The organism is Lacinutrix venerupis (assembly GCF_003663945.1).
GTDB lineage: Bacteria > Bacteroidota > Bacteroidia > Flavobacteriales > Flavobacteriaceae > Lacinutrix > Lacinutrix venerupis.
Genome location: NZ_RCCH01000006.1, coordinates 60,080 through 75,495, shown reverse-complemented (window position 1 = coordinate 75,495; position 15,416 = coordinate 60,080). Strand labels below are relative to the sequence as shown.

General features: G+C 30.1%; 14 protein-coding genes. 5 read left to right on the top strand and 9 right to left on the bottom strand.

The genetic code is table 11. The features are described from left to right. The first annotated feature begins 54 nt into the window (after window positions 1-54). From CLV86_RS10115 to CLV86_RS10100, 4 genes are all read left to right on the top strand, one after another. Window positions 55-3,246, top strand: a complete 3,192-nt coding sequence (locus tag CLV86_RS10115; protein ID WP_121052082.1) for a VPS10 domain-containing protein — start codon at window positions 55-57, stop codon at window positions 3,244-3,246. 150 nt (window positions 3,247-3,396) lie between these two features. Then, the gene (locus tag CLV86_RS10110) at window positions 3,397-3,954 is read left to right on the top strand and encodes a superoxide dismutase family protein (protein WP_121052380.1); all 558 of its coding nucleotides are present in this window, start codon (window positions 3,397-3,399) and stop codon (window positions 3,952-3,954) included. Between the two features lie 15 nt (window positions 3,955-3,969). Then, entirely contained in the window at window positions 3,970-4,500 is a 531-nt protein-coding gene (locus CLV86_RS10105) for an RNA polymerase sigma factor (protein ID WP_076732413.1), read from the top strand. A gap of 1 nt (window position 4,501) precedes the next feature. Next, entirely contained in the window at window positions 4,502-5,308 is an 807-nt protein-coding gene (locus CLV86_RS10100) for an anti-sigma factor (protein ID WP_121052080.1), read from the top strand. Window positions 5,309-5,651: 343 nt separating this feature from the next. On the opposite strand, the gene CLV86_RS10095 is transcribed toward CLV86_RS10100, so the two are convergent. The 4 genes from CLV86_RS10095 to CLV86_RS10080 all read right to left on the bottom strand — a co-directional run bounded on the left by CLV86_RS10095 (window position 5,652) and on the right by CLV86_RS10080 (window position 10,512). Continuing rightward, the gene (locus CLV86_RS10095) at window positions 5,652-7,898 is read right to left on the bottom strand and encodes a TonB-dependent receptor (protein WP_121052078.1); all 2,247 of its coding nucleotides are present in this window, start codon (window positions 7,896-7,898) and stop codon (window positions 5,652-5,654) included. Window positions 7,899-7,905: 7 nt separating this feature from the next. Then, complete coding sequence (locus CLV86_RS10090; RefSeq protein WP_121052075.1) at window positions 7,906-9,189, bottom strand: tetratricopeptide repeat protein; 1,284 nt, start codon at window positions 9,187-9,189, stop codon at window positions 7,906-7,908. Between the two features lie 79 nt (window positions 9,190-9,268). Next, a complete protein-coding gene (locus CLV86_RS10085) occupies window positions 9,269-9,823 on the bottom strand; it encodes a DUF4331 family protein (RefSeq protein ID WP_076732409.1) in 555 nt (184 codons plus the stop codon). A gap of 29 nt (window positions 9,824-9,852) precedes the next feature. Further along, window positions 9,853-10,512: a DUF4331 family protein gene (locus CLV86_RS10080; protein ID WP_121052073.1), complete on the bottom strand. Its 660-nt coding sequence runs from the start codon at window positions 10,510-10,512 to the stop codon at window positions 9,853-9,855. A 160-nt stretch (window positions 10,513-10,672) separates the two neighbouring features. On the opposite strand from CLV86_RS10080, the gene CLV86_RS10075 reads away from it, so the two are divergent. After that, a complete protein-coding gene (locus CLV86_RS10075) occupies window positions 10,673-11,845 on the top strand; it encodes an LETM1-related biofilm-associated protein (RefSeq protein WP_121052071.1) in 1,173 nt (390 codons plus the stop codon). On the opposite strand, the gene CLV86_RS10070 is transcribed toward CLV86_RS10075, so the two are convergent. The 5 genes from CLV86_RS10070 to CLV86_RS10050 form a co-directional block, all read right to left on the bottom strand. After that, a complete protein-coding gene (locus tag CLV86_RS10070) occupies window positions 11,846-12,601 on the bottom strand; it encodes a LytR/AlgR family response regulator transcription factor (protein ID WP_121052069.1) in 756 nt (251 codons plus the stop codon). It lies immediately after the preceding gene. Window positions 12,602-12,666: 65 nt separating this feature from the next. Beyond that, the gene (locus CLV86_RS10065) at window positions 12,667-12,978 is read right to left on the bottom strand and encodes a 2TM domain-containing protein (protein WP_076734372.1); all 312 of its coding nucleotides are present in this window, start codon (window positions 12,976-12,978) and stop codon (window positions 12,667-12,669) included. A gap of 2 nt (window positions 12,979-12,980) precedes the next feature. After that, complete coding sequence (locus CLV86_RS10060; protein WP_121052067.1) at window positions 12,981-13,325, bottom strand: 2TM domain-containing protein; 345 nt, start codon at window positions 13,323-13,325, stop codon at window positions 12,981-12,983. A gap of 2 nt (window positions 13,326-13,327) precedes the next feature. Then, window positions 13,328-14,677 (bottom strand): 2TM domain-containing protein, encoded by a 1,350-nt coding sequence (locus CLV86_RS10055; protein ID WP_121052065.1) that lies wholly within the window; start codon window positions 14,675-14,677, stop codon window positions 13,328-13,330. A 5-nt stretch (window positions 14,678-14,682) separates the two neighbouring features. Further along, window positions 14,683-15,312 (bottom strand): hypothetical protein, encoded by a 630-nt coding sequence (locus CLV86_RS10050; protein WP_121052063.1) that lies wholly within the window; start codon window positions 15,310-15,312, stop codon window positions 14,683-14,685. Between the last annotated feature and the right edge of the window lie 104 nt (window positions 15,313-15,416).

Genomic DNA, 15,416 nt, shown 5'->3' with positions numbered 1-15,416 from the left:
TAACACCTTTTTAAGATTATGTTGCTTAACTTTATGCAAACTAATCTACTAAAAATGAAAAAACTTTACATTTTACTACTATTACTCTTTTCTATTTCAGCCTTTTCGCAAGATTTTTCTATGGATTTGGTTAAAAACATGACACCAAGAAATATTGGTCCTGGCGGTATGTCTGGACGTGTTACAGCAATTGACGCTGTACATACAAATCCAGATATTATGTATGTTGGTACAGCTTCTGGTGGTTTATGGAAATCTACTTCTGGAGGTATTAAATGGGATCCTATTTTTGATAATGAAGTTACCGCATCTATTGGTGCTGTTGCTATACAACAATCTAACCCAAGTGTTATTTGGGTAGGAACTGGAGAAGGCAACCCAAGAAATAGTTTAAATGGTGGTTATGGTATTTATAAATCTTTAGACGCTGGAAAAAGCTGGAAATCTATGGGTTTAGAAAAAACACGACATATTCATAGAGTTGTAATAGACCCAACAAATCCAGATATTGTTTATGCTGCTGCTATTGGTAGTCCTTGGGGAGAACACAGTGAGCGTGGCGTTTACAAAACTACAGATGGTGGTAAAACATGGAAAAATATATTATTTGCAAATAATAAAACTGGAGCTGCAGATTTAGTAATGGATCCTACAAACCCTAACAAATTAATTGCTGCAATGTGGGAACACAAACGTGATCCATGGTTTTTTAATTCTGGTGGTGAAGGCTCTGGATTACATATAACTCACGATGGAGGAAAAACATGGAAAAAAATTACAGAAAAAGATGGTTTTCCAAAAGGTAATTTAGGTAGAATTGGTGTAGCAATTGCTAGAAATAAACCAAATATAATTTATGCTTTAGTTGAAGCTAAAAAAAATGCCCTTTACAAAAGTGAAGATGGCGGATTTTCATGGAAAAAAATAAACGATAAAAGTGATATTGGAAACAGGCCGTTTTACTATTCTGAAATTTATGTAGATCCACAAAACGAAAATCGCGTGTACTCTGTATTCACTTATATTAATGTAAGTGAAGATGGTGGAAAAAGCTTTAAACAACTTATGCCTGCTTATGGTGCAAACAACGGTGTACACCCAGATCATCACGCCTGGTGGATACATCCTGAAAACGGAAATTTTATGATTGATGGTAACGATGGCGGAATGAATATTACAAAAGATGGCGGAAAATCGTGGCGCTTTATTGGCAACATGCCAGTAGCCCAATTTTACCATATAAATGTAGATAACGAGTTCCCATACAATGTTTATGGTGGTATGCAAGATAATGGTTCATGGCGTGGCCCTGCTTATGTTTGGAGAGCTCAAGGTATTAGAAATAGCTATTGGCAAGAAATAAGCTTTGGTGATGGTTTTGATGTTATTCCAGATCGTGACAACTCACGTTACGGTTGGACAATGAGCCAACAAGGTTATGTAAGCCGTTACGATTGGCTAACAGGTAATAATTATATGGTTAGACCAACACATCCAGATGCTAATGTACTATTACGTTTTAATTGGAATTCTGCAATAAATATAGATCCCTTTAACAATAGCACCGTTTACTTTGGAAGCCAATTTGTACATAAATCTACAGATAAAGGTGATACTTGGAAAATTATTTCGCCAGACTTAACAACTAATGATCCTGAAAAACAAAAACAACGCGATAGTGGCGGATTAACAATTGATGCTACAGGTGCAGAAAACCATTGTACAATATTAGTTATTGAACCATCGCCGGTAGAAAAAAATATGCTATGGGTTGGTACAGATGATGGACGTGTACACATTACAAAAAACGGTGGCGATACTTGGGAAGACGTAAGTAAAAACCTTAGTGGTTTACCAAAAGGCAGCTGGATAGTACAAATAAAAGCAAGTAATAAAAATAAAGGTGAAGCTCTTTTAGTTGCAAATGATTATAGAAGGTTTAATTATGAACCTTATGCATACAGAACAAAAAATTATGGTAAAACATGGCAACGTATTGTAGATAGTAATGATGTTGAAAGCTACGCGCTTTCAATTGTAGAAGATATCGAAGAACCAAACCTTATGTTTTTAGGTACAGATGACGGATTGTACATATCTACAAACGCAGGAAATAAATGGACAAAATGGACAGAAGGTTTCCCAACAGTTCCTGTAAAAGATTTAGTAATTCACCCAAGAGAACACGATTTAGTTATTGGTACATTTGGTCGTGCTGCATGGATTTTAGATGACATTAGACCATTAAGAGCTATTGCTAAAAACGAAATTTTTAATACCAAATTAGAATTATTTTCACCTCCAACAGCCTACAAAGCAGCTTACCAACAACCAACTGGTAGTCGTTTTGGTGCAGACGCTATGTATAATGGCGAAAATAGAGGTTCTGGTGCAAGATTTAGATACTTTGTTAAAGTAGACAAACCAGTTAAAGAAGATAAAAAAGAATCGGAAAAAGAGGAAAACGAATTAGATGAAAATATAGTGAAATGGGATTCTATAAGCCTTAAAATTTACGATAACAATAGGCTTATTAGAACTTTAAAACGAAAAACTCCAGATACAACAGGTATATATAACTGGACTTGGTATATGCGTGAAAGCGGAAAAGATAGGCCATCAAAATCACTACGAAAAAGATCAAGCGAACCAGGAGGCGTGACAGTGAAACCTGGAACTTACAAAGCTGTAATGCATTATGGTAATTTAACTTCGGAAGAATTAATTACTGTAGAAGAAGATCCTAGAATAGAAGTTTCTACTCAAAATACAAACGAAATCTATACAGCTTTAAAAGCTATTGAAGATTTAAGACAAACCATGGCAGATGCTACAAAGCAATTAGCCGAAAGTAAAAAAACAGCCGAAAAATTTAAGAAAAACCTTAGCAGTTTAGACAAAAAGAAATACAGAGAAGAGATAAAAGCATCTAAAGAAATAATTAAAAAAATAGACGAACAATTTGCTGTTTATTTTGGTAAAGAAGACGACAGACAAGGTATAACGCGTAGTAACATACCAACCGTTAATTCTAGAATAGGAAATGCAAGTAGTTATATAAGCTCAAGACAAAACGGTTTAACAAGTACAGAAACAATACTACTAAACCATACAAAAACTGCCTTAAAAGAAGCTTTAAAAGAAACAAACACCTTTTTTAATACAGATTGGAAAAACTATAGAAACACTATTGAAAACTTAGACATTTCTGAATTTAAAGCCATTGAAAATTTTTCTATAGATTAAAGAAAAAATTATTTTTTGATGAGTAAAGAACTAAAAATGTGAGATATAAAATTTAAATTTAATCTTAAAACATAAATAATTAAAAGATACTTGCAAAAAACTATTAATAACCTTAAATTCCCTATAATGATAATTAAAAAAACTAATCCAATGAAAAAAATAGTATTATTAGCACTTTTAGGTGCATTTACAAGTCTTACCAGTTGTAAAAAAGATGCAAAAGATAAAGTTGAACCAGTTACAGAAGCAGAAAAAGCTGTAAAAGTTAAGTTCGCTTTATCACCAAAAAGCGACAGTAATGTAAAAGGTAATGTTGTTTTTACACAAGAAGACGGTACAGTAGAAATGACAGCCATTTTAGAAGGTTTAGATCCTGGTGAACATGCAATACATATTCATGAAAAAGCAGATTGTTCTTCTACCGATGGAACATCTACTGGAGGTCACTGGAACCCAACTGCAGAACCACATGGAAAATGGGGAGACGCTGCAGGATACCATAAAGGTGATATAGGAAATTTTAATGCAGACGAAAAAGGTTTTGCTGCTGTAAACTTTTCTACAAACGAATGGTGTATAGGTTGTGGAGACGACACAAAAGACATTTTAGGAAAAGCCATTATTGTACACCAAGGTACAGATGATTTTACTTCTCAGCCAAGTGGTGCTGCAGGTAGCAGAATTAGCTGTGGTGGTATAATTCAATAAATTTTATAAAAGTATATGCAATTAGAAACATTAGTACTTAAATTTCAAGAAAAGGATGAGAAAGCCTTTGAGAAATTATACAATATGTATAGCGAAAGCATGCATGGTGTTATATATAATATCGTTAGAGATCATGACATTGCACAAGAAGTTATGCAGGATGTTTTTATAAAAGCATGGCATAAATCGGACTCTTATAACTCTAAAAAAGGACGTTTTTTTACTTGGATTCTTAATATTTCGAGAAATGCAGCAATAGATAAAACACGCTCTAAAAGTTTTAAAAACAGTTCTAAAAACCTTAGCTCTGATTATTTCGTAGATATCATACCAACTCAAGATGACCTCAACACTTCTACCGATGCTATAGGCATTGCAAAATATGTTGGGAAGTTAGCCGAAAAGTGTAAAAAAGTAATAGACCTACTTTACTTTAAAGGTTATACGCAAAAAGAAGCATCTGAAACATTAGAAATTCCTATTGGGACAATAAAAACTCACAATAGAAATTGTATTAAAGAATTAAGAGAATTGGTATTAAATTAATATGGAAAAAGAACAATACATAGCATCTGGAATACTAGAACTCTATGTTGCTGGTTCGCTAACCGAAGCAGAAAACGAAGAGGTACTTAGTATGATGCAAAAACATCCTGAAGTTCTTCAAGAAGTTTTAGATATTGAAGCTGCTGTAATTAAATTAACTAAAGCTGCAGCTCCAAAAAATAAGATTTCATTTAAAACGATCCTTGATAAATTAAAAGGAACAGATAGCCAAAATAACGTAGTAACTTTAAACAATAAACCTAAAAACAATTGGTATAATTATACTGGTTGGGCTGCTGCACTTATTTTAGGTGGTGGATTATTATGGATGAATAATCAAAATAATACATTAGAAAATAAAATTACTGAAATACAAACTGAAAAAGATTTCTTTGAAACACAAATAGAAGATTTAAACAGTGATTTAGCAGACTCTAAACAAATAATTAATGTCTTTAGGGATAAAGATGTAATTAGTGTTCCTCTTGCAGGACAAGCTGTTTTTCCTGAAGCTTATGCAAAAGCATACTGGAATAAAGACAACAAAACTGTTTACTTAGATTTAGCAGGTTTACCAGAACCGCCAGAAGGTAAAGTTTACCAAGTTTGGTCTTTAACTTTAAATCCTCTTACACCAACAAGTTTAGGTACTATTGATAATTTTATATCTGATGATAACAAAATATTTAGCTTAGAAAACACAAACGAGTCTCAAGCATTTGGTATTACCTTAGAACCAGCTGGAGGAAGTGTTTCTCCAACGCTTGAACAATTATATACTTTAGGAGTTGTTGAAAAAACTTCTTAAATATAATTTTAGATATTTATTTAAGTCGGCTGTTATTTTATAACAGCCGACTTTTTTTTATAAAATAGTTTTATAAAAACTATTAAATATTTACTTAATAATAACGCATAAAAAAGCTCAGATAAAAACCTGAGCTTAGTTAATAAAGTAATTGTCTTCCCTTACATTACTTTATTTTGATAAAGAAAGTCCTTACTTATATAGTTAGGAATAAGCAAGGCACTTTCCAAATCAACCAACAAAAAAACAAACAAAATTTATATCTTTTTCATAGCTTTAAATCTTATATTTTAATGTTAATGGATGATTTTAAAATACTTACGTAAAATTCATCCATAAGGTTTTAAAAATTATAAGTTAAAGTTGCTTTAGCATTAAATGGAGTTCCTGGTGTAAAATGAATTTCTTCTGTAGAATCAATTTCATTTTGTAGTCTAGACTCTGTTAAGAATTGAGTTTCGTTCCATTCTGTATCAAATATATTTTCTATTGAAATACCTAATGTTAGATTTTTATTAAACTTATAATTAAGATTAAAATCTGTTACAAAATAACCTTCTGCTGTAACTGAATAGTCTTCGTTTGCAGCTCTATCATCTAAAAATCTATAACTTAAAGCTCCAGAAAAACCTTCATAATTATTTAAAGCTAATCCTCCAACCATAGTAAAACTTGGTGCTAATGGAATATAATCTTCACCATCATTTTCTTCAATACTTCTAGCTTTTGTTAATGTTGCATCTGTATTAAAATATAAATAATTGTTTAATTGGTATCTTAATCCTAAATCTAAACCTAGACGTTCTGTTTCTCCGCTAGGTTCTACAATTCCAGCATCTCCAACGTAAACAAATTCTTGTTCTAAAAACAAATACCATGCTGTAGTATTAATCACTAAATTTTTAGTTGGTTTCCATACATTACCTAAATCTACTCCATAAGCTTTTGGTAAAATATCTCTTCCTTGTTGGCTTACTACTACTCTTGCATCGTTAGAATGAAAACCAATTCCAGACTTTAAAAACCATTGTAGATTATTGTTTTGATTGAATTGTATGTTAAGCTTTGGCAATAATGCTGTTTTAGTTTCAGATTGCGTTTCATAATCTTCGCTTAAAGCATCATTATATAAAAATTTAAAATATTCTAGTCTTAATCCTGGAGTAATTTTAACTTTTCCTAAATCGAATCCAGCTTTATAATAAGCAAACGCATTGGTTTGGTTTATATCGCCAAGTTGTATAAACTCTAAGGTGGTATTTCTATTTAGTGTATGAGATAACTCTACATCATTAACCTTATCATATCTTAACCCAATTCCGCTAGTAGTCTCAATAATTTCATTATTAAAGGCGTTTTGTTCTTTTATTTCGGTATTAAAACCAAAAATAGAGCGGTCTTCTTTTTGTTTTATCTGGTCTCCATTAATAGGGTCGTCAAGAAAAAAGGTAAAGTTAGAATACAGTTCAAAATCGTAATGAGAATAAAATGCATTAGACTTTACTGTGGTATCATCACTTGCAAAAAACTTGTGTTCTAAGTTTATGTTTGTTCTACTTGTATTGCCTCCTTCGGTATCATCAATAGCACCAAAACGGTCTATCAATCCGCTTTCAACAGCACGATTTGGTATTTGTCCAGAAGCATCCCAACGACTATTAAAGTGAGTAACAGTTGCTGTAATTTTATTTCTATTTTGTAATAAAGTAGAATACTTACCAATAAGATTAAGTCTGTTGAAGTTTTGAGAGCTATTAAATGGGCCATCGGTTTCAATATATTCTATACCTGCATAGGCATTAGAATTTTTATTGTTATCTGTTAAATTAAAAAGACCTAATGTTCTAATGGTATTAAAATCTCCATAAGATAATTTAATAGTATTATTTTCTATACTACTTTTAGTTTTAAAATCTACATAACCTGCTGTTGTAAAATCTCTAGCATTAGCATAATATGGTCCTTTACCAAAGTTAATACTCTCGATAGTTTCTGGAATAACAAAGTGTAAATCGCTGTAACCTTGACCATGTGCATGAGATACATTGTTTACCGGAATTCCATCCACATTTATAGAAATATCTGTACCATGATCGATATCGAAACCTCTTAAAAAAATCTGTTCGGCTTTACCTCCACCAGCATGCTGCCCTATTATTAATCCTGGTATTTTTCTTAATATTTCTTGAGAAGAATTTATAGGTGAAGTTTGTACATCTATTTTTGTTAATGTATTTAATACATTTTCTTGTTCGGATAAAACCAATTCATCTAATTGAAAAATTTTACGTTCTAGATTTATACTAATTGTAGTATTAAAATCTTCTTCTTTAAGAACTATGTTTTTCTTTTTAAAGCCTAATAAACTTATAGTTATTGTGTCGTTTACTTTATTGTTTTCTAAAACAAAATATCCATTATCTGCAGTGTGAGAGTGCGACTTTGTATCTAAATTATAGATATAAGCGGTAGCTAAAGGCTGTTTATTATTTAAAACATATCCTTTTACTTGTTGTGCAGTAAGAATTTTGAAACTTAGAAAAAAGATAAAGAATAATGCAATGCGCAGAATACTTTTTGGGTTTTTCATTTTTTATTTATAGTTGGTTAATTTTAATTTCGGTTACAGGTCCTAACTCGTATGTTGCACCAAGTAGTTCTTTTTTTAATGGTTGTAGTTCATCATTCATATTATTTGCCTTATATATCTCGGCAACATGGTATAATACTTCTGGTTCAAAAGTTTTATTTATTATATGATTATTTGCAATGTCTAACGCCTTTTTATAATCTCCTTTGTTATAATAAGCCCAAGCCAATAAATCGTAAGATTGAGGTGTTGCTCTATTTTCTATTTCTTTTTTAGAAATTGTAATTGCAGAGTCAATAAGCGTTGTGTCTTCTGCAAATAACTTAGCATTATAGGCATTATACATCTCGCCGTATTGTGTGTTTTTAATTGCTTTTTTATAAGCCGCAATATAATTATTTTTGGAATTTTGATCCTTTAAAAACTCTGATATTTCTGCTTTTAACAGTAAGTAATCTGGCGCACTATATTCTTTAGTAATTGCTGTTAAAATTCTAAGAGCTTCTTCTGGATTACGCTCGTGAGAGTAGATAATCCAAGCGATTCCTTTTTTTGCATATGCATTATTAGGATCTAATTCTAAAGCCTTTAAATAGTATTTATAAGATTTATTTATTTGCCCATCGTGCCCATAAAAATCGGCAATATTAGTATAAGACCAAATTTTTAAATTTTTAAGATTTGAAGACTCTGCTTTAATCATAGCCATTTCCATATATTTAATAGCAGCATCAAGGTTTCCTATATGGTCATTCCATTTTGCTGTTCTAATTAAATAATCGAAACTGTTTAAATCTACTACTTTTTCTAGGTAGGATTTAGCTGTATCAAAGTTGCCAAGTTCCATATGCACATCAAACATCATTTTTTGAGTGCTTTCTAACTCATCACCAATAGTTTCGGCTTTTTTTAAAAGTTCTAAAGATTCTTTAAAGCGATGTTGAGAAATGTAATTTCTTGCTAAAGCTCTTAATTCTCCACATTTTTCAAAATTATTTTTAGTATTTAGTTCTAATAAATAATCTTCAGATTTTTTAAGATTTTCAATATTTCCTGTGGCATCAAACAATTGGTTTTGAGCATTTGCAAGTTGGGAAAAATAACTTACAGGATGTGGTGTTTTTTCTTGTTTTGCAGACCAAAATTTATATTCTTCGGTTGCATTCTCTAATTTTTTATTTTCTGCAATTAGATATCCATCATAATTTTCAGAATTTGTAATTGTTTTGGCTTTTTCTTCGCAACTAAAAAACAAAGTTAAAAAGAATAGGAAGTATAAATATGTTTTCATGTCTGTTTGTGTTTGTTGGTAAGTTTATTATATAAAAAAACCAGAGCACTAAAAAAAGCACTCTGGTTTAATATATTATTTAGTGAGGTGTTGCTAAATAAGGGAAAGATGTTAAGAAATCTTTATCGTTTCCTGCAACATAATCCGTTGTTAAAGTAGGATTATCTGTACCCATTGGTCCACCAAAGATTAATAACAATTCTGTATCAATAACATCGTCTGCAAGAGTTCTTCCTGTTAAAACGTTAGTACCGTCGAAAAAAGTGGTAACACCATCTAAATCTACACTTAAAACATCTGTAGCTAAAACGCCTGTAAAATCTTCTGCATTTAATCCTAAAGCATTAGTAGTATAAGCTCCGTTTAAAGCTAATAATCTAGTTTCGAAACTTGATTGAAAAGCTGGTCCTTGTGCAGAAGGCACTGTTGTATTAAATGTATTTTTCTGGCTATCGCCTACACTAAACACAGTGTTTATAGCAGGTCTACCCATTTGGTCGTCTTGTGTGTAAGTACCTGAGAAATCTATAGTAGCTTCTCCTATTGGTGTTACTGCATTATCATCATCATCAGAGCAATTAAATGCTGCTCCAGAAATTAATAATGCTATCATTAATGTTTTTATATTTTTCATAATTATATATGTTTTTAGGTTGATTATTATTATTTAGACTTAGTTTCTAACCAAGTATTAATTGTACCAGTTCCACCAATTAAAGTTTTTGGTACTTCTACAACTATTGACAGTACATTTGTACCAGCAAACTTATCTGTTCCTGGGTTGTTAAATCCTCCTGGAGCATTACCAGCTAAGATTTCATTATACTGATCGAAATCAAAATAAAATGGATCATCTCTAGGTCCTGCAAATGCTTTAACTCCATTAGAAGCGTTAGTTGCTGTAATTGCTGAATCATTGTAACCTGTAATATCTACTACTGTTAATGGAGCAGATGTGTTAATTGTACTATTTAATCCTGCTGAAGATCCAGCTGCAAATGGTCCAAATACATACATTTTTCCATCTCTTGCTACTGCTTGAATTAATAAGTCTTCAACAGTATCTGCATCTGTATCAATGTTAATTTCTACTAATACATTCTCATCAAACTGTGCTGAAGCTGATGCTGTTGGACTTAATAAACCTTGCACATTTGCAACAAATGCAATGTTGTCTTGATCTTGTGCTCTAAAAGCATAGAAATCTGTAATGTCACTTGTTCCACCTGCAACTGCTGGTGCGTCAATGTGATCGGCTGCTACCATAAAGAAACCTGCAACTGCAATAGCTGAAATTCCTAATAAAATTTTTAATTTTTTCATAATTTAATGAGATTTTTGTTAATTAATTTTTTGGTTCTCAGTCTACATACGAGAAAATGCAGAAGTCGGTTTTGTTAAACTTGTGTTAACAACTTGAACCACTTATAGTCTATAAGTTTCATTTAGTATAAGTAACTTAGCGGCTAAAAACTAATAATAAGTGAACCCATCTTCATTTGGCTGGATAAATAAGCAAACTTTAATATTTAATAAGGTTTTCTCTAACAAAGCTTTGACACTTATAAGTCTTTATCAAGAATTAATAACTTGTGGTTATATATATGGTAGCAATACGGATATAGCATTATCTTACATTGATAAGGCAGATTTTTCTTCTGAAGAAATATGTAAAATCAATCATCTTACTGCTTTAATAGTTGTACATCAATCTCTTAAAGCAAATGAAAATTTTATAGAAGATACCGTTTTATTTTACAAAAAAATTAATGCACATAAAACGCATTTTCTATCTGAGATTATAAAGAAGAATAATAGTACTGAAGCTTTAGAAAAAATAATCCATAAGCGTATTCAAATAGATAGCAACCTTATTAATAAAAGCTTTAACTATTTTATTACAAATGCATTGTTATTTATAGATGTATTGGCTTATAAAGAATATTTAATTTCAGGACATATTACCGAAGCCTCTATTATTAACGAAGAAAGTGCAATAGAAACCATAGTTTTAAAAACTTTAAATGCTAAAACCGAAAAAACTAAGTACGATTATAGCCTTATTAATCTATTTGAGCAGTCTTTACGTTACCAGCAAACGAACCAGCTTACTTATGCTCAAGCTATTAAATATTTAAAAACACCTTTAGAAAAGCAATACATACTAGATTTAGCATGTATGGCAACTTGGACAGATAAAACTATTGATGATAAAGAGCGTTACTTTTTATTTAATTTAGGTAAAGATCTAAAGCTAAAAAATACAGATGTAACAACTGCCATGCAGTCTATTTCTACTTTTTATGAAACACATAAAAAAGATATTGTATTATTAGGTTCTAAAAATATTGTAAAATCTTTTTATGATAACTCAAGTAAAATTGTAATTAAACTAATCTCTAGAAATAGTAAACGTTTATTAAAAGAACTCTCTCAAAGTAAAGAGTTAATGATTTTATTAACAAAATCAACAGTTAAGGACCTCTCTAAGGAAGAACAAAAAAAAGTAAACGAGCAATTATTAGATATTTTTAAAGCCATACCAAGTCTCGCTATTTTTATATTACCTGGAGGCGCACTATTACTTCCGTTAGTTATTAAATTTATTCCTAAATTATTACCATCTGCTTTTGATGATAATAGAATTGAAGATTAACTATTCTAACCAAGACTTAAATTTTTTAACACGTTCACGAGCTACAATAACTTCTTCTCCTTTATAAGTTTTTAGTTTTATTTGTAATCTTGAATTTGTATAACTTACCATATCTTCTATTGCTTGAATATTTACAATAAATTTTCTGTTTATTCTAAAAAAATGTTCTGGAGCTAACTCTTCTTCTAAACTATCTAAAGTAGTATCTAACAAATAACTTCTGCCTTGATTTGTATGTAAATAAGTGCCTTTATTTTCACTATAAAAACATTCTATATCTTCTATATTAACTAATTTTAAATGCTGACCTACTTTTACCGAAAAACGTTTTTTATACTCACGCTCTATAGGATTAATTAAAAGTTTTTTAATTTCATTAAAGTCTAAAGAAACTGTTTGTTTTTTGGGTAAGCGTATTTTAAATTTAGATACCGCTGCTTCTAACTCTTCATCATCAATAGGTTTAAGTAAATAATCAATACTATTTAATTTAAATGCTTGAAGCGCATACTCATCGTAAGCAGTTGTAAATATTATAGCTGAAGTTATATCTATTGCATCAAAAATTTCAAAAGATAGACCATCACTTAACTGTATATCTAAAAATATTAAATCTGGATGCTCGTTATTTTGAAACCATTGGATAGATTCTTCTACAGAGTGTAACATCGTATCTACCTCAATATCTAGCGCTTTTAACATGCGTTGTAAACGTCTGGCAGAAGGTTTTTCGTCTTCTATTATTATTACTTTCATAATTATAGGTTGGTGAAAATTTAAAAAATTACTTAATAGTTTTTAGCGCTTTAATTTAAAGATAATTACTCCCACACATTGTTTTCATTTTCCATAATTTCTTTAATTTTTCGTTCTTCCCAATTTGTTCCTAATATAAAATTAGGTAAAAATACAGTTAGACCATGAATAATTAATGGTATTCCCCAAATGGTTAGTGTTATAAAATTATACCATTGAAAATAAGATTGTCCGGGTTTTAAATTATCAATATTTATAAACACAATAACTGTATTAATTACAATATAAATTAACAAGTGTGTATAAAAACCTTTTATTCTTTTTACACGTTTTTTTGCACGTTCTAAACGTTGTTGATCTATTTGATTTGTGTTCATGTTTACTCCCATTTTTTATTTTCTTCTTTTAAATACTTTTCTATTTTTCGTTTTTCCCAAGCTTTACCAAACAAAAAGTTTGGTCCAAAAACGCCTAAAAAATGAAACAACAATCCAATTCCCCAAAAAATTACTGTTGAAAAGACATTAAACGACCAAAATTTTTCTCCGTTTAAATTTTGAGAAATAACATATAAAATAAAAATATTAATTACTATATAAGATGCTAAGTGCCAATAAAAACCAAGAATTTTTTTAACTCTTTTTTTAGCTCTTATATAAGCTTCTTCTCTATCAAAATTTTTATGAGAATTAGTGTTGTTATATGGATCTATATTTTGAGACATAATTATAGATTGTATTGGTTACCTTCTTCTTCTTTCATGAATTTTTCAATTTTACGCTCCTCCCAACTTCTGCCTAAAACGCCATCGTTTACAAAAACCTTATAAGCGTGTATACTTAAGCCTAATCCCCAACCAAAAAGCGGAAAGAAAAACCATTTAAAATCCCAATATGTGTTATAATTTATAAATATTAAAAATGGAATAACACAGCAGTAAGAAATTAAATTATAATAAAATTCTTTTAATTCGTCTACTCTTTTACGAGCTCTTATATAACTGTCGTCGTATTGTTTTATTGCTGTTTGTTTCATAACTATAATTTGTTTTGTTAGCATTGGAATAGCGACCTTAAATTTGATTTTATCCTCTGTTATACTAACTGTTTTATTTGATAATAGCTGGTAACGCTGTTTAATATTACTTAAGCCTACTCCACTACTCTTTTTTATTACTTGTTTGGTTTGTAAATTGTTTTCTACAATTAAATTTCCGTTGTCTTCGTAAATTTTAATGTGTAAAGGTTTACTTTCTGTTACTGTATTATGTTTTACTGCATTTTCTAGAAGTAATTGTAGTGATAATGGCACTACTTTACTTTCTGGGTTTGATGCTTTTTCAAGAATATTAAATACAATACTGTCTTCAAAACGCATTTTTAAAAGCGACATATATGTTTTTGCAAATTTTAGTTCTTCGTCTACAGTAACTAAATCTTTATTTTTTTGCTCTAAAACATAACGATAAACTTTAGATAGACTAGTTGTAAATTTTTGTGCACTATCCGGATTTTCTTCAATTAAACTAGTTAATACATTTAAACTATTAAACAGAAAATGTGGGTCTAACTGGTTTTTTAAAGCATTAAACTTTGCACTTGCAGTTCCAGCAATTACTTTTTGTTCTTTAACCTTTCGATCCTGTTTATTTTTGTAATAATAAATACTATAAAAAATTACAGTAATTAAAATTGAAATTCCTAAAGCAAACAGATAACTACTTAGTGTTTCGGTTTTTAAAAAATTACTAAACGTGCTGTTATAAATTATTACTCTTGTTATGTATCGAATACAAAAAATAGATAGTATCGAGACTCCAATAGATAATATTACAGCCATAATAAGGTTTTTAAACTCGAAGAGTTTGTAACCCATTTTATCTGTCATATAATTAATTGAAAAAGAATTTGCTAAATATAAAATAACCGAATAAGCTTGATTATATATAAAATATTCCAGTAGATATTTATCGAACGCAATAGTATCTCCATTAATAAATCTAAAAATACCTATTACAATAAATACTAGAATACCAATGCTAAAGGCTTTACCAAATGCTTTTAAGAATTTAATCATACTTATTAATTACAAGATTTAATCATTTGCTCTGCTCTTTCCTTTCCCCAATTTGGGTGAAATTTAGATTCTGGTTTAAAGTTAACAAAAAGTTCTAAGGCTTTATTAAATTCGTTACAAAATGGCTTAGTGTCTTGACCAAAATATCTTGCGCTTCCTATGTTCCACTCGGCTCTATTTAATACTACTCTTGGGTTTTTAGAATCAAGTTTATATGCTTGTTCATACAACTGTGCTACTTTTGGCGCTAAGGTCATGCCATATTTTGCTCCATCACTTGCTACATAAACGGTATGTAATAATGCTTGCATAACTAGAATTTCGGCATTTTCTTTACTTTTTGTTTTTGCATCATTAATAAAATTTTGAGCTCGTTTTAATTGTGCATCTAATTTTTCTGAGTCTTGAAGTTTTGTAAATCCATCAAGGATTAATACTTGAGCTGCATAGTAACTTGGTAACCAATTTTCGTTTTCTGCACTCGAGATACGCTCGAATAAATTTACAGCTTCCTCTGTTTTTTGTTCTTCCCATAAGCTAAATGCTTTTAACATACCGGTTTCATATTTACTTTCGGTTTGTGCATTTAAATTAGAAGTAATCATCATAATAATTAATAGTGCTAATCTGTACATAATTTTGTGGTTTTAATTGTTAGGACAAATATCTTACGCAAATACTTGTTTAAAAAAAACGAATTACCGAACTGTTATTTTTTAATACTGAATTGTAAAAAACT